This is a genomic window from Streptomyces sp. NPDC001536 (assembly GCF_042894505.1).
Classification (GTDB): Bacteria; Actinomycetota; Actinomycetes; order Streptomycetales; family Streptomycetaceae; genus Streptomyces.
In genome coordinates, this window is the sequence record NZ_JBIAVQ010000004.1 from 299,925 (window position 1) to 320,522 (window position 20,598).

18 protein-coding genes are annotated in these 20,598 nt (G+C 70.9%); 10 read left to right on the forward strand and 8 right to left on the reverse strand.

Annotated elements, in window-relative coordinates:
• Nucleotides 1-56 precede the first annotated feature (56 nt).
• Nucleotides 57-1,442, reverse strand: coding sequence for a transcriptional regulator (locus ACFY0U_RS14255; protein WP_388634916.1), 1,386 nt, complete (start codon nt 1,440-1,442; stop codon nt 57-59).
• A 256-nt stretch (nt 1,443-1,698) separates the two neighbouring features.
• Here ACFY0U_RS14255 and ACFY0U_RS14260 point away from each other — a divergent pair, with 256 nt between their 5' ends.
• From ACFY0U_RS14260 to ACFY0U_RS14270, 3 genes are read left to right on the forward strand one after another with little or no spacing between them, the layout of a single operon-like run.
• Complete coding sequence (locus ACFY0U_RS14260) at nt 1,699-2,361, forward strand: bifunctional DNA primase/polymerase (protein WP_388634918.1); 663 nt, start codon at nt 1,699-1,701, stop codon at nt 2,359-2,361.
• Between the two features lie 28 nt (nt 2,362-2,389).
• On the forward strand, nt 2,390-3,163 hold the full coding sequence (locus ACFY0U_RS14265) for an ABC transporter ATP-binding protein (RefSeq protein ID WP_388634920.1): 774 nt from the start codon (nt 2,390-2,392) through the stop codon (nt 3,161-3,163).
• Complete coding sequence (locus ACFY0U_RS14270; RefSeq protein ID WP_388634922.1) at nt 3,160-4,752, forward strand: transporter; 1,593 nt, start codon at nt 3,160-3,162, stop codon at nt 4,750-4,752. Before ACFY0U_RS14265 ends, ACFY0U_RS14270 begins: the two co-directional genes overlap by 4 nt.
• A gap of 142 nt (nt 4,753-4,894) precedes the next feature.
• Here the strand turns inward: ACFY0U_RS14270 and ACFY0U_RS14275 are convergent, their stop codons facing one another.
• Both ACFY0U_RS14275 and ACFY0U_RS14280 read right to left on the reverse strand, forming a co-directional pair.
• Entirely contained in the window at nt 4,895-5,836 is a 942-nt protein-coding gene (locus ACFY0U_RS14275) for an alpha/beta fold hydrolase (RefSeq protein WP_388634924.1), read from the reverse strand.
• A gap of 574 nt (nt 5,837-6,410) precedes the next feature.
• Nucleotides 6,411-7,103, reverse strand: a complete 693-nt coding sequence (locus ACFY0U_RS14280) for a metal-dependent transcriptional regulator (protein ID WP_020130217.1) — start codon at nt 7,101-7,103, stop codon at nt 6,411-6,413.
• 326 nt (nt 7,104-7,429) lie between these two features.
• Between ACFY0U_RS14280 and ACFY0U_RS14285 the strand changes: the two genes are divergently transcribed.
• Nucleotides 7,430-8,185, forward strand: coding sequence for an SIS domain-containing protein (locus tag ACFY0U_RS14285; protein WP_388634927.1), 756 nt, complete (start codon nt 7,430-7,432; stop codon nt 8,183-8,185).
• Between the two features lie 6 nt (nt 8,186-8,191).
• Here ACFY0U_RS14285 and ACFY0U_RS14290 read toward each other — a convergent pair whose 3' ends face one another.
• The gene (locus ACFY0U_RS14290; RefSeq protein ID WP_388634929.1) at nt 8,192-9,103 is read right to left on the reverse strand and encodes an SDR family oxidoreductase; all 912 of its coding nucleotides are present in this window, start codon (nt 9,101-9,103) and stop codon (nt 8,192-8,194) included.
• Nucleotides 9,104-9,242: 139 nt separating this feature from the next.
• Between ACFY0U_RS14290 and ACFY0U_RS14295 the strand changes: the two genes are divergently transcribed.
• From ACFY0U_RS14295 to ACFY0U_RS14315, 5 genes are all read left to right on the forward strand, one after another.
• Complete coding sequence (locus tag ACFY0U_RS14295) at nt 9,243-10,115, forward strand: LysR substrate-binding domain-containing protein (RefSeq protein ID WP_388634931.1); 873 nt, start codon at nt 9,243-9,245, stop codon at nt 10,113-10,115.
• 88 nt (nt 10,116-10,203) lie between these two features.
• Nucleotides 10,204-10,647, forward strand: a complete 444-nt coding sequence (locus ACFY0U_RS14300; protein WP_388634933.1) for a GNAT family N-acetyltransferase — start codon at nt 10,204-10,206, stop codon at nt 10,645-10,647.
• A gap of 133 nt (nt 10,648-10,780) precedes the next feature.
• Nucleotides 10,781-12,163: a PAS domain-containing protein gene (locus ACFY0U_RS14305; protein WP_388634935.1), complete on the forward strand. Its 1,383-nt coding sequence runs from the start codon at nt 10,781-10,783 to the stop codon at nt 12,161-12,163.
• Between the two features lie 243 nt (nt 12,164-12,406).
• Entirely contained in the window at nt 12,407-14,020 is a 1,614-nt protein-coding gene (iscB, locus tag ACFY0U_RS14310) for an RNA-guided endonuclease IscB (protein ID WP_388634937.1), read from the forward strand.
• Between the two features lie 488 nt (nt 14,021-14,508).
• Nucleotides 14,509-15,537 (forward strand): isopenicillin N synthase family dioxygenase, encoded by a 1,029-nt coding sequence (locus ACFY0U_RS14315; RefSeq protein ID WP_388634939.1) that lies wholly within the window; start codon nt 14,509-14,511, stop codon nt 15,535-15,537.
• 79 nt (nt 15,538-15,616) lie between these two features.
• Here ACFY0U_RS14315 and ACFY0U_RS14320 read toward each other — a convergent pair whose 3' ends face one another.
• A complete protein-coding gene (locus tag ACFY0U_RS14320; RefSeq protein WP_388634941.1) occupies nt 15,617-16,729 on the reverse strand; it encodes a citrate synthase 2 in 1,113 nt (370 codons plus the stop codon).
• A gap of 307 nt (nt 16,730-17,036) precedes the next feature.
• Here ACFY0U_RS14320 and pdxH point away from each other — a divergent pair, with 307 nt between their 5' ends.
• Complete coding sequence (gene pdxH / locus ACFY0U_RS14325; protein ID WP_388635358.1) at nt 17,037-17,666, forward strand: pyridoxamine 5'-phosphate oxidase; 630 nt, start codon at nt 17,037-17,039, stop codon at nt 17,664-17,666.
• Between the two features lie 23 nt (nt 17,667-17,689).
• On the opposite strand, the gene ACFY0U_RS14330 is transcribed toward pdxH, so the two are convergent.
• The 3 genes from ACFY0U_RS14330 to ACFY0U_RS14340 are packed head-to-tail and all read right to left on the reverse strand — an operon-like array spanning nt 17,690 to nt 20,594.
• Entirely contained in the window at nt 17,690-18,307 is a 618-nt protein-coding gene (locus ACFY0U_RS14330; protein WP_388634943.1) for a TetR/AcrR family transcriptional regulator, read from the reverse strand.
• On the reverse strand, nt 18,295-19,029 hold the full coding sequence (locus tag ACFY0U_RS14335) for an enoyl-CoA hydratase family protein (protein ID WP_388634945.1): 735 nt from the start codon (nt 19,027-19,029) through the stop codon (nt 18,295-18,297). Before ACFY0U_RS14335 ends, ACFY0U_RS14330 begins: the two co-directional genes overlap by 13 nt.
• Nucleotides 19,026-20,594 carry a 4-coumarate--CoA ligase family protein gene (locus ACFY0U_RS14340; protein WP_388634947.1) on the reverse strand — a complete coding sequence of 523 codons (1,569 nt, stop codon included), beginning with the start codon at nt 20,592-20,594 and terminating at the stop codon, nt 19,026-19,028. The genes ACFY0U_RS14335 and ACFY0U_RS14340 overlap by 4 nt, the downstream gene beginning before the upstream one ends.
• Nucleotides 20,595-20,598: the final 4 nt, after the last annotated feature.

The window sequence follows — 20,598 nt, forward strand, 5'->3', positions numbered from 1 at the left end:
CTTTCCCCTCCGGAGCCTTCGTTTCCTGCGTGTTCACGCCCTCGTACCCCGGGGTTTCACGCCGCCGCCTGCAACTCCAGTCGCGCCCCGAACTCCCGTACCACGGCCTCGTCCCGGAACGGCTCCAGCCGCTGTTGGAAGTCCTCCAGGTATTCGGCGCCCCGGTTGGAGCGGACGGTCTCCAGCAACTCCACGGCCTTCAGCCCGGTGTGGCAGGCCTGTTCGATCTCGCGCTGCTGCACCTGCGCGGTGGCGAGCAGCACATAGCCGATGGCCCGGCGCCGCGCCTTCGTCTCCGGGAGTCCGTCCAGCGACTCCTGCGCCCGCCGTGCCGCCGCCTCGGCCTGTCCGAGGTCCCGGTGGCAGTGCGCCAACTCGTCGGCGAGATAGGCCTCGTCGAAGTGCGCGATCCACGCGGGGTCGTCCCCGGCGGAGGGATCCGCCGCCTCCAGCGCGCCCACCGCGCGCCCGGACGCCAACTGCGCCGCCCGCGCGTCGCCCATCAGCGCGTGCCCGCGCGCCTCGGCCGCGTAGAACATCGCCTCCGCGCGCGGCGTCACACGCCCCCGCGCCCCTTCCTGCGCCGCACGCGCCAACTGCGCGATCTCGCGCGGGTTTCCGAGCTGCGCGGCGAGATGGCTCATGGAGGCGGCGAGCACGTAACCGCCGTAGCCGCGGTCCCCGGCGGCCTGCGCGAGCCGCAGCGCCTGGATGTAGTACCGCTGCGCCAGCCCCGGTTGGCCGGTGTCGATGGCCATGTACCCGGCGAGCTCCGTCAACCGCGCGACCGCGGCGAACAGTTCACGCCCCACGGCCTCCCGGTACGAGCCGGCGAGCAGCCCGCTCACGACACTGTTGAGGTAGTGCACGACGACCGGGCGCACATGCCCGCTGCCGTACTGGTGATCAAGGTCCACGAGCGCCTGGGTCATCGCCCGCACGGCCGCCACGTCGGACTGGCCCACCCGCGGTCCCGCCTGCCGGGCCACCTGCGAGTCCGGCGAGGAGATCAGCCAGTCGCGGCTCGGCTCGACGAGCGCGGACGCGGCGACCGAGGAGCCGGACAGGAAGTCCCGGCGGCCCACGTCACTGCGCCACAGTTCGCAGACCTGCTCGATGGCCCCCAGCACGGTCGGCGAGAACTGGAGGCCGACGCCCGAGGCGAGGTTCTTGCCGTTGGCCATGCCGATCTCGTCGATCGTGACCGTACGGCCGAGTTTGCGGCCCAGCGCCTCCGCGATGATCGCCGGGGCGCGTCCCCTCGGCTGCTGCCCGCGCAGCCAACGCGCCACGGACGTCTTGTCGTAGCGCAGATCGAGACCGTGCTCGGCGCCGCACATGTTGACCCGGCGGGCCAGCCCGGCGTTCGAGCAACCCGCTTCCTGGATGAGCGCCTGCAACCGTTCGTTCGGCTGCCGCGCGACGAGAGGCCTTGCGGCCATGGCGTACCCCCTGGGAACAACCCCTAGAGCGAAAAGATCCGGCCGTGAAGATCAATGCCCCGCGGACATACGGAAAATGCGAGGGATGTGAGGATTGCCGGGGTAAAGGACGGAAGCCACCCCGCATGTGGCTACCCACCTCACCCCACAGATCCTCCTGCGCGCCCCCACACATGCATCCATGCGCCCCAGATGCGGATTCGATGCGCTTCCCCCGCGCGCGGTACGGCCGTAACTCCAGGTGGGCGCGGGAGTTGTGTTGGGCGTGGAAGAGACGATCGCGAGCACCGAAGCCGCACAGATTCCGAAGCAGCGCGGGGAATCGCTGCTGGAGACCGCCGTACGCTACGCCGAGGAGCGCCACTGGGACGTGTTCCCCGGCACCTGGCTGGAAGCCGTCGACGGGGTGCAGCGCTGCTCCTGCGGCGACGCGGCGTGCGCCGCGCCCGGCGCACACCCCTCGCGCGAGGACTGGGCGACGCAGGCCACGGGCAGTGCGACCGTCGCGCGCCGGTTGTGGTCCAAGCAGCCGCTCGCGTCGATCCTGCTGCCGACCGGGCGCACCTTCGACGCGATCTCCGTTCCCGAGACCGCCGGGTTCCTGGCGCTGGCGCGGATGGAGCGGATGGAACTGACGCTCGGGCCGGTGACCCTGGCGCCGGATCGCCGGATGCACTTCTTCGTACTGCCGGGCGCGTCGGTGAAGGTGCCGGAGCTGGTGCGGAAGCTCGGCTGGACGCCGTCCTCGCTGGATCTGGTCGCGCTGGGCGAGGGAGCGTTCGTGGCGGCGCCTCCCACACGCTACGGGTCCAGTGGAGCCGTGCAGTGGGCCTGCCGCCCCACGCCCGCCAACCGGTGGCTGCCGGACGCCGAGGAGTTGATCTCTCCGCTCGCCTACGCGTGCGGGCGGGACCGCTAAAGCCCTCCCGCCCCTTAGGTTGGCTTCCATGACGTCGGCTGTGAGTGTGCGTGGGCTCTGGAAGCGGTTCGGGCAGCAGGTCGCCGTTGCCGGGATCGATCTGGAGCTGCCCGCCGGGAAGTTCATCGGGCTCGTCGGACCCAACGGGGCCGGGAAGACCACCACTCTCTCCATGATCACCGGGCTGTTGCGGCCCGATCAGGGTTCCGTCGAGGTCGTCGGACACGACGTCTGGCGGGATCCCGTCGAGGTGAAGGCCCGGATCGGCGTCCTCCCCGAGGGACTGCGCCTGTTCGAACGCCTCTCCGGGCGTGAACTCCTCGCCTATTCCGGGCGGTTGCGGGGACTGCCCGGCGCCGAGGTCGACAAGCGGGCCACCCAGCTCCTCGACGTCCTCGACCTGGCCGGCGCACAGCACAAACTCGTCGTCGACTACTCGACCGGGATGCGGAAGAAGATCGGGCTGGCGGCGGCCCTGCTCCACAATCCCGAAGTGCTGTTCCTGGACGAGCCGTTCGAGGGTGTCGACCCCGTGTCCGCACAGACCATCCGGGGCGTGCTGGAGCGGTACACGGGGTCGGGCGCCACCGTCGTCTTCTCCTCCCACGTCATGGAGCTCGTCGAGTCGCTGTGCGACTGGGTGGCCGTGATGGCCGCGGGGCGCATCCGGGCACACGGTCCCCTCGCCGACGTACGCGGCACCGCGCCCTCCCTCCAGCATGCCTTCCTGGAACTCGTCGGCGCGGGCGGCCGGGACGCCGGGTCCGATCTCGACTGGCTGGGTGGCGGGGCGGCGCGATGAGCGCCGACGTCACCGCCGTCGTCGTACGGCTGAAGCTGTCGCTGCTGCGCAACGGGCTGAAGCAGTCCGGTGGGCGGCGGGCCGCGTATGTCGCGTCGGCCGTGGTCACCCTGCTGTTCGCCGCGCTCCAGCTCATCGGGCTGATCGCGTTGCGCGGGAACGAGCACGCCGTGTCCGTCGTCGTCCCGCTGGTGGCGGTGCTGGCGCTGGGGTGGGCGGTGATGCCGCTGTTCTTCCCCAGCGGGGACGAGACGCTCGATCCGACGCGGCTGGTGATGCTGCCGCTGCGCCCCCGGCCGCTGGTACGGGCGCTGCTCGCGGCCTCACTGGTCGGGATCGGGCCGCTGTTCACGCTGTGCCTGCTCGTCGGTGCCGCGCTCTCCGTGGCGCACGGCGGGGCGGCGTACGTCGTCGGTGTCCTCGGCGTCGCCCTCGCGCTGCTGGTGTGCGTGGCGCTCGCGCGGACGGTGGCCGCCGCCAACATCCGGCTGCTGACCAGCCGCAAGGGCCGCGATCTGGCTGTGCTGAGCGGGCTGGTCGTCGCGATCGGGGCGCAGCTCGTCAACTTCGGTGCGCAGCGGCTGGGTTCGAGCGGGCTCGCGCAGCTCGATCCGGCGGCGGACGTGCTGCGGTGGGTGCCGCCGGGCTCCGCGATCGGGGCGGTGGAGTCGGTGAGCGAGGGGTCGTACGGGGTCGCGGTCGTCCAACTCGCGCTGAGCGCTGGGGCGCTGGCGGGCCTGATCGCCGTATGGTCCCGGCATCTGACCCGGCTGATGACCGCCCCCGACGGGTCCACCCTCCAGTCCGCCGGCGAGTCGGTCGCGCGCGAGCGGACGTCGACCGGGCTCGGGCGACTGCTGCCCACCGGCCGCACGGGCACGGTGGCGGAACGCAGTCTGCGCTACATCTGGCGCGACCCGAAGACCAAGGCCGCCTGGGTGACCTCGCTCGCGATCGGCCTGATCGTGCCCGTGTTCAACGCGCTCCAGGGCACCGGCTCGATCTACTTCGCCTGCTTCGCCGCGGGGATGCTCGGCATCCAGATGTACAACCAGTTCGGCCAGGACACCTCCGCGTTCTGGATGGTCGCGCTGACCATTTCCTCGACCCGGGACGCCTACGTCGAACTGCGCGGCCGTGCGCTGGCACTGCTGCTGATCACCTTGCCGTACGCCACCCTCGTGACCGTCCTGACCACGGCGATGCTCGGCGACTGGGCCCGGCTGCCCGAGGCGCTCGGCCTGTCCTTCGCCCTGCTCGGCGCGATGCTGGCGACCGGCGCGTGGGCGTCCGCCCGCTTCCCGTACTCCATCCCGCAGGAGGGCTACAAGAACGTGGCCCCCGGCCAGGCCGGCCTGGCCTGGATCTCCATCTTCGGCGGCATGGTGGGCGCGGCCCTCCTGTGCGCACCGGTCATCGTCCTGACGATCTGGCTGAACATCAGCGCGAACGGCGACGACTGGACCTGGCTGCTGCTGCCCGTGGGGGCGGCGTACGGGACGGGCATCACCCTGGCGGGCCTCCGCCTGGCGGCCCCGAGGACCGCGGCGAGACTCCCGGAGATCTTGGCGGCGGTGAGCAAGGGCTGAGGTGCTTTCAGGGCCAGATGTTCGGGCGAACTCTTTTGACGCAGGGTGCCTGCAACCCCCTAGGGGCGCGGGGAACTGCGCGACAAGCCACGAACCACCCGCACCCGCCACACAACGGAACTCCCGAGCTCTTGGGCACCGGTCACCCCGTCAGACCGTCGATGAACGGCTCGATCGCCGCCCGCCACGCATCCGGCTGATCGTAATGAACAAGATGCCCGGCATCAGCCACCTCCGCGTACTCCCCCCGCGGCAGCACCCGCACCATCTCCTGCGCCTCCGCCCGCCCCAACTCCCCGTCCAGCCCCCGCACGACCAACGCCGGGCACCGCACCTGCGCCAGTTCCTCCCAGTGCGCGTCGAACACCCACGTCTCCCGGGACTTCAGCATCTGCTCGTGCTCGAACACCGGCCGCCACCCGTCCGGCGACTCCGCCATCACCTCGGCGTAGAACTCCCCCCGCGCCGGGTTGGGCCGCTCCACCCACGGATCGTCCTCCCCGAACCACTTGCGTACGTCGGCGAGCGTGGCGAACGGCACGGGCCAGGCCTTGAACCAGTCCGCCCACTCCCGCTGCGAGGCCGCGCCGAGCGCGGAGGCCCGCATGTCGCAGATGATCACTCCGGACACCAGGTCCGGCCGCTTCGCGGCGAGCTGCCAGGCGGTGAGCGCCCCCATGGCGTGGCCGATGAGGACGGCCGGGCCGAGGCCGAGCTGTTCGAGGGCGGCTTCGGCATCCTCGACGTAGGCCTCGCGGGTGAAGGAAGCCTGTGGGGGCTTGTCGCTGCGGCCGTGGCCGCGTTGGTCGAGGGCGACGGCCCGATGGCGTTCGGAGAGCCAGCGGGCGGTGGAGGCCCAGTGGGAGGCGCGGCCCATGAGGCCGTGCAGTAACAGCACGCCGGGCGAAGGGTCCAGGGCGCCTTGCGCGGTCCGCCGACCGCCGTGCCGCGCGGCCGCCTCACCGCTCTCCCGGACGCCGTGCTCCGTCGCGTCCCTCGCCGGGTCGGGCTTGGGAGGGTCGCCGAACTCCCAGGCCGCGAGGCGTACGCCGCCCGCCCCGGTCACGTCGATGCGCCGCGCCATTGGTCCTGGCACCCCCCTCAACGGGTTCGTCGAAGTCCGTTCCGGCACCGCACCCCGAAGGACGCCGAGCCGGCCGGTCCTGTGAACCGTGTGCTGCCTGCCCTGCCTGACGTGCCTGCTGTGGTGCCGCCCCCTCCCTGAAGCGCACGTTCCACCCGACGTGTCACCCGAAGGATATCGAATACCCATTCGAGAATGCGGTTTCCGCCGACAACACCCCTCGTTTGAGTGACCTTGCTCAGGGGTTGATCGTCGCCGCCGAGGGGAGATCTTCAGCGGGAGGCGGACCGGCCGGGGAAACCGGTCCGAGGGGAATGACCCTGGGAGCTCGGGGCTCCGGGTCAGCACAGGGGAGGACAGGCCCCGGCGCCACCTGGCGCCGGGGCCCTCCACACGTCTGCGGCGCATCCTCCCCGCCCCCTCAGGTCATATGCCTCACGCGACAGCCTCGCACGCGGGGCGTCCGAGCGCTGCGATTCGGCACAGTGAATCTTGGAATCGACCAGATCGCCGGGATGCCACAACTGCCCCCGTGGTCCCGGCAGTTGAACACCCGACAGAAGGCGTCCGGCAGTCAGCGCTTGGCGACGAACACATGCGAGGCGACGTCCGACTCCAGCTCGGCCGCCTCACCCCCGCTGCCCACCAGCACCCCGCCGGCCGACTCCGTCACGCTCACCACCGAGCCGGGCTGCACGCCCGCCCGGCGCAGCGTGTACATCAGCTGCGCGTCGGTCTGGATCGGCTCGCCGATCCGGCGGACGACGACCGTCTTGCCCTCCAGGCCCGGGTCCAGGTCGGCCAGCGACACCATGCCCTCGTCCAGGAACGGGTCGGCGCCGTCCTTCTCGCCGAGCTCCTCCAGACCGGGGATGGGGTTGCCGTACGGCGACTCGGTGGGGTGGCGGAGCAGTTCGAGCACCCGCCGCTCCACGGCCTCGCTCATCACGTGCTCCCAGCGACACGCCTCGGCGTGCACCTGCTCCCACTCCAGCCCGATGACGTCGACGAGCAGGCACTCCGCGAGCCGGTGCTTGCGCATCACGCGCGTCGCCAGCCGACGCCCCTCGTCGGTCAGCTCCAGGTGCCGGTCGCTCGCCACGGACACCAGTCCGTCGCGCTCCATCCGCGCCACCGTCTGGCTGACGGTCGGCCCGCTCTGGTCGAGCCGCTCGGCGATCCGGGCGCGCATGGGGACCACACCTTCCTCCTCCAGCTCGAGGATGGTGCGGAGATACATCTCCGTGGTGTCGATCAGTCCGGACATACGTGCCCCTCGATGAGATCTGCCGGAAGCGCAACGACTTCGCGGCGCGTGCGCTGGCCCTGGCTTCAATTCTGACGCATAGCACTGACAACCGTGCCGCGCCGGTGAAACGAGCTGGTTTCGGCAGCGATCCGGGGCCCGGTCCGAGGCCCCGCGAGAGGCCCCACGCCGGTGCGGCGCGCCCGGCGGCGGTGGCGCGGCGGCGCCGGGGACCGGGCGGACGGAGGTTCACCGACGGGGCGCCACAGCTCGGCCCCGCCGTATTGACACCGCAGTGGTCCAGACCGCACGGTGATCCGCGACACAGCCGACCCTAAGGGGCCCGTATGAGCGACGGCACGCCCGCCGACCGGTTCTTCGACGCTGCGATCGGCCTGCTCCAGCGGGTCCGCGAGGAGGAGGCCGAGCCCATCGCCGCGGCCGGGACGCTCCTCGCCGACACCGTCGCCGCCGGCGGCCGGCTGTTCGCCTTCGGCGCCGGGCACTCCTCGCTCGCCGCCCAGGACGTCGTCTACCGCGCCGGCGGCCTCGCCCTGATGAACCTGCTCACCGTCCCCGGCGTGGTCGGCGTCGACGTCATGCCCGCCACGCTCGGCTCCGCCCTGGAGCGCGTCGACGGCCTCGCGACCGCCGTCCTGGACTCCTCCCCGCTCCGCGCGGGCGACACCCTCGTGGTCATCTCCCTGTCCGGCCGCAACGCCCTGCCCGTCGAGATGGCGATGAGCGCACGCACGCGTGGCGTGCAGGTCATCGGCGTGACCTCGGTGGCGTACGCCTCGGAGACGACCCCCCGCCATTCCTCCGGCACCTACCTCAAGGACCACTGCGACGTCGTCCTCGACTCCAAGATCGCCATCGGCGACGCGGAACTCACCCTCGACACCGTCCCCGCCCCCTTCGCCCCCGCCTCCACCGTCGTCACCTCCGCCCTCCTCCAGGCCGTCGTGGCGACGGCGGCGGCCGACCTGGCGGCACGGGGCATCGAGCCGCCGATGCTGCGGTCGGGGAACGTGGACGGGGGGCTGGCGTGGAACGCGCGGGTGTTCGAGGAGTACGGGGACCGGATCTTCTACCGGCAATAGAGCCCCTCAGAGCTTGCTCGTCCGCCCCGCCTCGAAGTAGTGCCCGTCCTCCAGATCCGCGAGCAGCCCCGCCTCCTCCGGCTTCCAGCCCAGCCGCTGCTGTGTCAGGGCGCTGGACGCCCGGAGGTCGAGGGAGGCGAAGTGGGCGATCCAGCCGAAGTGGGCGGCGGCTTCGGCGTGGGGGATCCGGACGACCGGGAGGTCCAGGCCGTGGCCGATGGCGGTCGCGATGGCGTGGAGGGGGACGCCCTCGTCGTCGATCGCGTGCAGGCGGACGCCCGCCGGGGCCTTCTCCAGGGCCAGCCGGAACAGCCGGGCCGCGTCGAGGCGGTGGACGGCGGGCCAGTGGTTGGTGCCGTCGCCGACCATGGCCGACACACCCCGGTCGCGGGCGATGTCGATCAGCCGGGGGACGAAGGCGCCGTCGCCGTGGCCGTGGACGGACGGGGGGAGGCGGACGAGCGAGGCCCGCACGCCGCGTTCGGCGAGGGCGAGGGTGGCCTCCTCGGAGGGGACGCGGAAGGGGGCCACGGATTCCGCGACGGCCGCGTCCTCCTCCGTGGCGAACGTGCCCGGCGCGACCAGGTACACCGAGGTCGTCACGAAGGGTTTGCCGGTGCCTTCGAGGGCCGCGCCCATAGCCTGGACGGCGTGCAGGTCGATCGCGCCGGAGGCGGCGATGTCGGAGAAGTCGTGCCTGAAGGCCGTGTGGATGACACCGTCCGCCGCCGCGGCGCCACGGCGGAGGCTGTCGGCGTCGTCGAGGTCGCCTCGGTGCACCTCGGCGCCCATGGACTCCAGTGCATCGGCCGACGAGTCGGAGCGGGCCAGGCCGACGACCTGGTGCCCGGCGCCGAGGAGTTCGCGTACGACGGCGGAACCGACGAACCCGCTGGCGCCGGTGACGAAAACGCGCATGGTGATGCCTCCGAACAGAGGGATGGTGTCTGGATGTCCTCATCGTCCGGAGCAGGCACGGTCCGCGTCCAAAGCCTGTTTCTCATCGGGCAATACGATTCAGGCATCACTCCAGCTCAAGCCTCAGTAGGCTCCTTATATGACCGACCTCGACCTCCGCCTGGTCCGGTACTTCACGGTCGTCGCCGAGCATCGCCACTTCGGCCGTGCCGCCACGGCCCTGCACATCACGCAGCCCTCCCTGAGCCGGCAGATGCAGCGGCTGGAGCGGCAGGTGGGCGCCCGGCTCCTCGACCGCACCCCGCAGGGGACGCGGCTGACGGAGGCCGGGGAGATCTTCCTGCCACAGGCCGAAGAACTGCTGCGCGTCGCGGTACAGGCGGCCACACGCGCGCGTGCCGCCGCCCTCCCGAACCGCATGACGGTCGGCTTCACCTCGGGCCTCATCGTCACTCCGGCGGTCCGGGCGCTGCGCCACCGGCACCCGGACGCCGATGTCCAGACCACGCACCTGAACTGGGACGACGTATGCCCCGCCCTCCTCGACCACCAGGTCGACGCGGTGGTGACCCGGCTGCCGTTCCCGACGGACGGCCTCCAGGTGACGGTCCTGTACGACGAGCCGCGCGTCCTGATCGTCCCGCTGGACCATCGGCTCGCCGGCAAGGAGTCCGTGACGCTCGCCGACATCGCCGACGAGCCGCTGCCGCGGACGGCGGATCCGGTGCGCAGCGCCTTCTGGCGTTTCGAGCCGCGGCCGGACGGCCGCCCGGCCCCCAACGGACCGCTCATCGCGGCGATCGAGGACAAGTTCGAACTCGTCGCCGCCGGAGAGAGCCTGGCCGTCTCCGTGGTCTCCGTCGGCAGGGTGCTGCGCCCCGACCTCACCATGGTCCCGCTGGAGGGCGTCGAACCGAGCCACGTCGTCCTGGCGACCCGCGCCGAGGACCGCAACCGCCTGGTGACGGCGTTCCGCAGAGCCGCGAGGGATCACCTCACCCTCGATCGGTGATCGTCGGCGGCGACGATCACGGACGGGCTCGCGGATCCTCGTACGAAGATCGAGATTGAGGTGTACGTGCCGCGGGGAGGTGGATCTCGTGTCTGATGTTCGAATAGAGCCCGCAGTGGGCGACGCCATGCTGGAGCAGTGGCGGTACGTCCACAACGTGATCGTTCCGGCCGACGAGCTGGACCTCGCCACCGTGCGGGAGCGCGGGGCGCGCTACCGGCTGCAGAACGCCTACGTCGGTGACGTGCTCGTCGGCTGCTCCACCGTGCGGCCCCCGCAGGACGGGGCGGTGACGGTCATCGCGCGCGTGTTGCCCGAGCACCGGCGCCAGGGGTTCGGGACGGCGCTGTACGAGAACGGGCTCGCCCACGCACGCGTGCTGGGCGCCACCGCGATCGAGACCTGTGTCCTGGCCGTCAACGAGGACGGTCTGCGCTTCGCCGAGAAACACGGGTTCACCGAGGTCGAACGCTATGTGCTGCCGCCCGAGACCGACCTGTGGGTCGACCTCAGGCTGGATCGGGCACCGTAGAGACAGAAGCGGCGTACAACGATTCCCCCAACTTGCGGGAACCCGGTGTGTGCTGCGTCACGTTCCAGTTAGATGATTGCAAGTGAGCGAACCGACGTGTCGTACGGACGGACGCAGCCTGCAGGGGGTCCAGGTGAGTGCTTCGCGGCGTAGTGGGACCACCGACGAGCTGGGGCCGAACGAGCCCGAACAGCCCGATGGTGCGGATCTGCTCGCCGCCCTGCTCGACGGCATGGACGCGGCACTGTGTGCCTTCGACGCCGACGGCGTCGTCACCCACTGGAACCGCGAGGCCGAACGGATCCTCGGCTGGACCGCCGCCGAGGCGGTGGGGCGGCAGGGATTCGCCGGGTGGGCGGTGCGCAGCGCGGACGCCCAGGAGGTCGAGGGGCGGCTGCTGTCCGCCATGCGGGCTCCCGGGCGCCAGGTGCACGAGTTCGCCCTGCTCACCAAGGACGGCGGCAGAGTCCTCGTACGGACCCAGTCGGCCGCCGTACGCGGCCCCGACGGGAAGCCGGCCGGGGTGTACTGCGCCTTCAGCGAGGTGCACGCGCAGATCGACCTGGAGCGGTCCATCGCACTCAGCGAGGCGCTGTTCGAGGACGCCAGCTGGGGTGTCGTCCTGGTCGACGCCGACCTGCGACCGGCAGTGGTCAACGCGCACGCCGCCCGCGCCCTCGGCATCGGCCGTACGTCCGTCCTGGGGCGGCCCCTCGGAGAGCTGCTCGCGCAAGGCGTGGAGGAGCTGGAGAGCGCGCTCACCCATGTGCTGGCCGAGGGCGCGCCGCCCGCACCCGCCGAGATCTGGGTGAGCGTACGCACCTCCGAGGGCGAACAGCGGCGCTGCTGGCGCTGCGGCTTCGTACGCCTGGCCTCGCCGCTCGCCGAGGAGCCGGTGCCGCTGGGTGTCGGCTGGCTCTTCAACGACGTCACCGAGTCCAAGCAGGCCGAACAGGAGGCGGCACTGCTCCGCTTCCGCACCAACCAGCTGCACCGCGCGGCCCGCGCCGCCGCCGAGTGCGAGGACCCGTCCGAAGCCGCCACGATCCACCTCGACTTCGCCCTCGCCGGCTTCGCCGACCACGCGCTGATCGACCGGGTGGCGGGAGATCCGGCCGCCGAGTCGGAGGGGCCCGTACGACTCGTACGCGTCGCGGGGACCCCCTCCGGAGCACCCGGCCCGAGCCTGCTGACCGGACAGGCCGGACTGCCCGTCCGCTACGCCGAGGGGCATCCGGCACTCCAGTGCGTGGACCGTACGGGCGCCGTACGGGCCAGCGTGGGGGCGGTACCGCCCGACAAGGCGCGCGAGTGGGCCCTGGCCCGGCAGTGGCCGGGAGACGCCGTACACGCGCTGTGCGCGGTCCTGCGGAGCCGGGGGCGCACGCTCGGGGTCGTGACCTTCCTGCGAGGCGCCGGGCGGAGCCCGTTCGAGCGGTCCGACGCGGTGTACGCGGAGGACGTGGCGGTGCGGATCGCTTCGGCGCTGGATCTGGCGGCGGTTGTGCGGCGGTGAGGTGAGCGTCGGTTCGGTGAGGCGAGGCTGGCGTGCGCTTCCTGTAGCAGCAAGATCGGCTGCGTGTTCGAGGATTTGGGGTTCTTCGCACGAATGAGCGCTGTTAGTCACTTCTACTGCTCGATGACAGCTTGATCACTAGCGTGCCTTGCATCGCTGAGAGGAGGTCAGTCGCTCCCCGACCCCATGGTCGTCGGCTGACCAGCCCAAGTCATCGCGATCCGAGATCAGGGAGGTGCCCCGATGACTACGTTTCCTGCAGGCGAGCAGACCCACCACGCTGTGCTTCCTCAGCAGCTTGCACTGGAATTCGTGAGAGCAGACACCCCTGGGAGCAGGGACGAAACGGCTCACGGACACCCCGCCACCGCGCGGGGCACCGGCAGGGAACATGGGCGAGGGGAGACCGACGGACACAGCACCGAAGCCCGTCGGCGTCACGCCAAGGCAGAGAACCGGAGCGGTGACGCTCCCACACAGGACCACTCTTACACCGGTGGTGTCGGGGCAAGCCGAGTCTTCGTCCTCGCCAAGGACGGGCAGCCACTCATGCCCTGCCACCCCGCCCGCGCCCGCGAACTCCTGGGCAAGGGAAGGGCGGTAGTCGCCCGGCAAGTGCCCTTCACCATCCGCCTGAAGGACCGCACCCTCGCCGAATCAGAAGTCGACGGCGTAGACCTGCGCATTGACCCAGGCTCCAAAGGAACGGGCCTCGCTCTCACCGACGAGAAGAAGGAAGTCGACGGGCAAGGAGCCGTGATCACCGTCAGACGGGGTTTGGTCTCGGTCGAACTCCAGCACCGGGGCGACCAGATCCACCTGTGCATGCAACAGCGCGCCGGTTACCGACACAGACGGCGCTCCGCCAACTGCCGTTACCGAGCACCACGCTCGAACAACCGAACCCGTCCCACAGGATGGCTCCCGCCCTCCTTACGCCACCGAGTCGACACCACCGTCTCCTGGACAGCCCGACTGTTCCGCTACGCGCCGGTCACCGAGATCCACATGGAAAGCGTCGCCTTCGACACCCACGCCATGAGCGCGGGCAGACCCCTCAGAGCGACGGAGTACCAGCAAGGAACCCTGGCCGGCACTGAAGCCCGTGCCTACCTGCACGCCAAGTGGAACCGTGCTTGCACCTACTGCGACGCAACCGGCGTACCTCTGAACATCGATCACATCAGGCCCCGCAGTCGAGGGGGCTCGAACCGCATCTCCAACCTGGTCCTTGCCTGCGTCCCCTGCAACAAGGCCAAGGACAACACGCCCGTCGAGGTCTTCCTCGCCCACCAACCCGAGCGCCTCACGAAGATCCTCCAGCAAGCAAAAACCCCGCTCCATGACGCGGCCGCCATGAACGCGACCCGCTGGCAGCTCACGGAGGTGCTGAGTGGCCTTGGCCGCCCGGTACACGCTTGGTCGGGCGGATGTACGAAGTGGAACCGCAGCGCTATGGGGCTGGCCAAGACCCACACCTTGGACGCGCTCTCTGTCGGGCAGCTGGATCACGAGAGCGGCGATGCGATCGTGCGTTTTCCGGGACAGGTGCTCGTCGCCAAGGCAGCTGGGCGCGGCTCCTATGCCCGTACCACCCCGGACCGATTCGGCTTCCCTCGTCTGCGGCGGTCTCGCGTCAAGCGGCACTTCGGGTACGTCACGGGAGACCTTGTCCGAGCCAACGTACCGACCGGCAGGTGGGCGGGCACCTGGACCGGTCGCCTCTCGGTCCGAGCCAACGGGCAGCACAGCCTCACCACACCGGCAGGCCGGTTCAACGTCCGTCACCGGAACATGGTGCTGCTGCAGCGGGGCGACGGATACGGCTACTCGCTCCGGCCGGAATCTGTGCCGTAAACATCCCGGAAAATCGGTTGAGCCGTCTCTGATCGGTTCCTAGGGTGTGCCCTACGTAGGAAGGGAGGTGATCGGGTAAATGAGTGAAACCCGGACGCGCGAGGTGGCTGCGGGCTAGCGGCCTGCCACCACACCAAGTGCGGTGCCGGACCAGCGTGTGCGAGAAACACGCAGCCGGCCAATCCAACGCAGTCACCCGACCCGCAAGCTCGCCGGTACGTCCGGCCGGCTCCCCCGCTCAGGCGGTGGAACCCGAGCTTGCGGGTCGTCTGCGTTCCTGGAGGATTTTCGGGAGTGATCTGCGACACCCGCATTTCTTGCGGCGCGCAGTACTCTGACCTCATGCTTTCGCTCGTTCGACGCCGCCACGTGGACTACGTCCGCGTCACGAGCATGGGCTGTCGACGCTCCATCTGAGCTTCCGGCCCCTTTCTGACGCAGCCACCCGCTGCCGTTTCCTCCTTCTTCTCTTTCTGTGGACGAACTCCATGACGAACGTGTCGACGATTCCGTCGTACCAGCAGCTCCCGATCATCGATCTCTCCGCCGCCGACCGCGGTCCGCAGGCCCGTGCGCTGCTGCACGCCCAGCTGCACAGTGCCGCCCATGACGTGGGGTTCTTCCAGCTCGTCGGGCATGGGGTGAGCCGTGAAGAGGTCGGTTCCCTGCTCTCCGCGATGCGGAAGTTCTTCGCCCTTCCCGAAGCGGAGCGACTCGCCCTCGACAACGTCCGCTCGCCGCACTTCCGTGGGTACACGCGGACCGGGGACGAGCGGACGGGGGGCAGCAGGGACTGGCGGGACCAGCTCGACATCGGGGCTGAGCGGGAAGCTCGCATACCGGGTGCCGACGAGCCTGCCTACTGGTGGCTCCAGGGGCCCAACCAGTGGCCCGACTCGCTGCCCGAGCTGCGGACGGCCGCGCTGGCGTGGATCGCGCGGCTCAGTGAGGTCGCCGAGCGGCTGCTGCACGAGCTGCTCGTCTCCATCGGGGCGCCCGCGGACTTCTACGACCCGATCTTCGGGGCGCACGCCCATCCGCATCTGAAGCTCGTGCGGTATCCGGGGAGTGCCGGGGACGGTGCCGATCAGGGGGTCGGCGCCCACAAGGACTACGGGTTCCTGACCCTGCTGCTCCAGGACCAGGTCGGCGGGCTCCAGGTGCAGCGCGAGGACGGGCTGTTCCATGATGTGCCGCCGCTGGAGGAGGCGTTCGTGGTGAATCTCGGTGAGCTGCTGGAGGTGGCCACGAACGGCTACCTCGTCGCCACCAACCACCGGGTCGTCTCCCCGCCCGGAGCGACCGAGCGCTTCTCCGTCCCGTTCTTCTACAACCCGCGCCTCGACGCGCGCGTGGAGCCCCTGACCTTCCCGTACGCCTCCACCGCCCCCGGCATCACGGACGACCCCACCAACCCGCTCTTCGCGGAGTACGGCTACAACGAGCTGAAGGGCAAGCTCCGGGCGCACCCGCTGGTGGCCGAGCGGCATCACGGCAACTTGCTGACTCCGGCCTGATCACCCACCTAGGGGCGCGGGGAACTGCGCGACCAGCCACATCGCACCCGCAGTCGCCCGCGCTCCTCAGACACCCCTCTCAGTGGGCGATGTCCTCATACCCGGAGACATCCTGCGGCCGCCGCGAACCGGGCCCCACATAGCGAGCAGAAGGCCGTACGAGCCGCCCCGTCCGCTTCTGCTCCAGGATGTGCGCCGACCATCCCGCCGTCCGCGCACACGAGAACATCGACGTGAACATATGGGCCGGCACCTCGGCGAAGTCCAGCACGATCGCCGCCCAGAACTCGACGTTGGTCGCCAGCACCCGGTCCGGACGCCGCGCGTGCAGCTCCGCCAGTGCGGCCTTCTCCAACGCCTCAGCCACCTCGAAGCGAGGCGCGCCAAGCTCACGGGCCGTCCGACGGAGCACACGCGCGCGCGGGTCCTCGGCGCGGTACACCCGGTGACCGAAGCCCATCAGACGCTCACCCTTGTCCAGGGCCTGCTTCACGTAGGCGTCCGCATCCCCCGTGCGCTCGATCTCCTCGATCATGTGGAGGACACGCGACGGCGCACCGCCATGCAGCGGCCCGGACATGGCTCCTACGGCGCCGGAGAGCGCGGCGGCCACATCGGCGCCCGTCGAGGCGATCACCCTCGCGGTGAAGGTGGACGCGTTCATGCCGTGCTCGGCGGCGGACGTCCAGTACGCGTCGACCGCGGCGACGTGCTTGGGGTCGGGTTCGCCGCGCCAGCGGATCATGAAGCGTTCGACGACGGACTGGGCCTTGTCGATCTCGTTCTGCGGGACCATGGGGCGGCCCTGGCCGCGGGCGGACTGGGCGACGTAGGACAGGGCCATGACGGCCGCCCGCGCGAGGTCGTCGCGGGCCTGGGCCTCGTCGATGTCGAGGAGGGGTTTGAGGCCCCAGACGGGGGCCAGCATCGCGAGGGCGGACTGGACGTCCACTCGGATGTCGCCGGAGTGCACGGGGATCGGGAAGGGCTCGGCGGGAGGCAGGCCGGGGCGGAAGGCGCCGTCGACGAGCAGGCCCCAGACGTTGCCGAACGAGACATGGCCGACCAGGTCCTCGATGTCGACGCCGCGGTACCTCAGGGCGCCGCCTTCCTTGTCCGGTTCGGCGATCTCCGTCTCGAACGCGACGATTCCTTCGAGGCCGGGCACAAAGCCGGGGTCGAGGTCGGACATCAGGCGGCTCCTCATGATGTGTGCGACAGGTCTTGTCGGGGCGGTGTGGGGGCGACCTGCGGAGGGGACGGCTCCGGATGGTCGGCTGGCCCTGTGATGCCCCGTACGGCGGGTGGTCACCCCACCGCGGCGGCATCTGCACCATATCCCCGAGTGCCACCTTTGGGGAGTACTTGCGGCACTGAGTGCCACCCTTGTGCGGTGGGCCCCGACCGGTCCTCCGGCGGATTCCATACGGCAAGATGACGGCGTGACCGACGCAGACGACGTCTCCCGCGACCCCGATCCCTTCCCCGACCCCGCCGCCATGCGCAAGCAGTACCGGGCCGAGGGGCTCGCCGAGAGCGACCTCGCCGCCACGCCCGTGGGGCAGTTCGCGCGCTGGTTCAAGCAGGCCGCGACGGAGGCCCAGCTGTTCGAGCCGAACGCCATGGTGGTCTCCACGGCGGACGCGGAGGGCCGGCCCACCTCTCGTACGGTGCTGCTGAAGCAGTTCGACGAGCAGGGGTTCGTGTTCTACACGAACTACGACTCCCGCAAGGCGCGTGACCTCGCCGGGAATCCGTATGTCTCGTTGCTCTTTCCGTGGCATCCGATGGCCCGGCAGGTCGTCGTCACGGGTGTCGCGCGCCGGACCGGACGGGACGAGACCGCCGCGTACTTCCGTACCCGCCCGCACGGTTCGCAGCTCGGGGCGTGGGCCAGTGCCCAGTCGTCGGTGATCGGCACACGTGCGGAGCTGGAGGGGTCGTACGCCGAGCTGGCGGCCCGTTATCCGGAGGGCGAGCAGGTGCCGGTGCCGCCGAACTGGGGCGGTTTCCGGGTGGCTCCGCAGGCGGTGGAGTTCTGGCAGGGGCGCGAGAACCGGCTCCACGACCGGCTGCGGTACGTGGCGGAGCCGGACGGGAGCTGGCGGGTGGAGCGGCTCAGTCCCTGAGGGTGGTCAGTCCCCGAGGGCGGTCAGTCCCTGAGGGCGGTTTCCACCAGCGCCGTCCACTGGGCGACCACTTTGTCGCGCCGTGCCCGGTCGTCGGTGAGCAGGTTGGCCAGGCCCAGACCGCGGGCCATGTCCAGCAGGCCCTGGACCGTCTCCCGTACCCCCGGTCCGGACTCGTCCGCGCCCAGCAGCTCGACCGCGATCCGGTGCGTCTCCCTGCCTACGCGGGCCTCCAGTTCCGTCACGCGCGGGCGGAGCTGCTCCTCGTTGGAGGCGGCGACCCACAGGTGGAGGGCGGCCCGGAACAACGGACCGGTGTAGAGGTCGACCAGTGCCGAGACGACCGCTCGCCGGTCGCCGGCCGCGCCTTCGGGGAACAGGTCCCTGAGCGCCGTGGAGCGTTCCTCCGCCACGTACTCCACGGCCGCCGTGAACAGGTCCTCCCGTGTCGGGAAGTGGTGCTGGGCGGCGCCCCGGGAGACGCCCGCGCGTTCGGCGACCACCGACACCGTGGAGCCCGCCCAGCCGTGTTCGGCGAGGCAGGCCACGGCGGCTTCCAGGAGCCGCTGCCGGGTGGCCCGGCTGCGGTCCTGTTTGGGAGTACGTTCCACCCGGTCGCCGACCGTGCTCACAGCGCCCATGCGGGGTCCCGTCGTTCTAGAAAGGCCGTCATGCCCTCGCGGGCCTGTGCGGAGGAGAACAGGCGGGCCGAGAGTGCGGTGAGGTCGGCCGCGTCCCGGTCGAAGGCTTCCAGCACCCTAGCGGTGAGCAGCTGTTTCGTCTCCGCCAGGCCTTCGGGGGCCGCCTTGCGCAGGCCGTCCAGGATGGGTTCCAGTACGTCGTCCACGTCGTCGCCGGTCGCTGTGAGGAGGCCGATGCGGGCGGCCTCGGCGGCGTCGAAGCGTTCGCCGGTGAGGTAGTAGCGGGCGAGGGCGCGGGGGTCGGTGCGGGGCAGCAGCGGCAGGGAGATCACCGCGGGGGCCACCCCGATCCGTACCTCGGTGAAGGCGAAGGTCGCCCCGGTGGCCGCCACGCCGATGTCGCAGGCCGCCAGCAGGCCGAGGCCGCCCGCGCGGACGTGGCCGGTGACCCGGGCGAGCACCGGTTTGGGGAGTTCGACGATCTGCCGCAGCAGCCCCACCAGCGCGTCCGGGTCCGGCGGGTCCTTCAGGTCGGCGCCCGCGCTGAACGTGTTCCCGGTGTGGGTGAGGACGATCGCGCGTACGTCGCCGTCCTTCTCCCCCTCGGCGAGGCCGGCGGCCAGCTCCTCCACCAGCGCCGCCGACAGGGCGTTGCGGTTGTGGGGGGAGTCGAGGGTGAGGGTCTCGATTCCACGCGCGCGTGCGCGGCCGATCGGTGTCACTGGAGCTCCCTCAGCTGTCGGCGCAGAATCTTCCCGGAGGCGGCGCGCGGTACCCCGTCGATGAAGGTGACCTGGCGGACGCGTTTGTAGGGGGCGACGCGTTCGGCGACGTACATCATGACCTCGCTCTCGGTGAGGTCGGTGCCGGTGGGCTGGCGGACCACGTACGCGTGCGGGACCTCGTTGCCGTCGTCGTTGTAGACGCCGATGACGGCGGCGTCGGCGATGTCCGGGTGGGTCAGCAGGAGGGCTTCGAGCTCGGCCGGGGCGACCTGGAAGCCCTTGTACTTGATGAGTTCCTTGACCCGGTCGACGACGAAGAGCCAGCCGTCGGCGTCGACATGGCCGACGTCGCCGGTGTGCAGCCAGCCGTCGGGGTCGATCATCGCGGCGGTGGCGTCGGGGCGGCCCAGGTAGCCCTTCATGACCTGGGGGCCGCGGATGAGGATCTCGCCGTCCTCGGCGATGCCGACGTCCTTGTCGGGGTCGTCGAGGGAGACGATGCGCATCTCGGTGCCGGCGATGAGGCGGCCGACCGTGCCGGGGGGCGCCTCGCGCATGGCGGCCAGGGGGACGACGTGGGTGCCGGGCGAGAGTTCCGTCATGCCGTACGCCTGGCCGACGGGCGGCAGGTTCAGGCGCTGCGAGCAGGCCTCGGCGAGCTTGGCGTCCAGGGGGGCGGCGGCGCTGATGATGTACTGGAGCGTCGACAGGTCGTACTGGGCGACCAGTGGGTGCTTGGCGAGGGCCAGGACGATCGGCGGGGCGACGTACAGGCCGGTGATGCGGTGGTTCTGGATGGCCGCGAGGAAGGTCTCCAGGTCGAAGCGGGGCAGGACGACGACCGTGACGCCCCTGCGCAGGGGGGCGTTCATGAGGGCTGTCAGGCCATAGATGTGGAAGAACGGCAGGACGGCGAGGATGCGGTCGCCGGGGCCCGCGGCGATGGCCGGTTCCAGCTGGGCGAGGTTGGTGGCCATCTGGCGGTGGGTGAGCATGACGCCCTTGGGGATGCCGGTCGTGCCCGAGGAGTACGGCAGTGCCGCCACGTCCTGCACGGGGTCGATGTCGACGTCCGGTTCCGGGGCCGTCGAGCCCAGCATGTCCAGGAGCGAGCGGTGTCCCGGCGCGCTGTCGCAGACGAATATCTCCTCGACGCCGCCCGCGAGTTCGGCCGCCCGGCGGGCCGCTTCAAGGAGCGGGGAGACGGTGACGATCCAGCGGGCCGCGGAGTCCTTGAGCTGCTTGGCGAACTCCTCGGGCGTGGCCAGCGGGTGCACGGTGGTGACGGAGGCCCCCGCGCGCGTGGCGGCGTAGAAGGCGGTGGGGAACGCGATCGTGTTGGGGCTGTGCAGCGCGAGCACGGCCCCCTTGGCCACCCCCGCCTCGGCGAGACCGGCGGCGACGCGCCGGTGGAACGCGTCCAGTTGGGCGTACGTGAGGGTGGTGCCGTCCGTGCCGTCGACGAGCGCGGGGCTGTCGCCGAACTCGGCGGCCCGGCCCAGGACGGCCTCGTGGATGGGGAGTTCGACGGGTGGGACGTCTGCGTACTCGCTGCGGAACACGGTT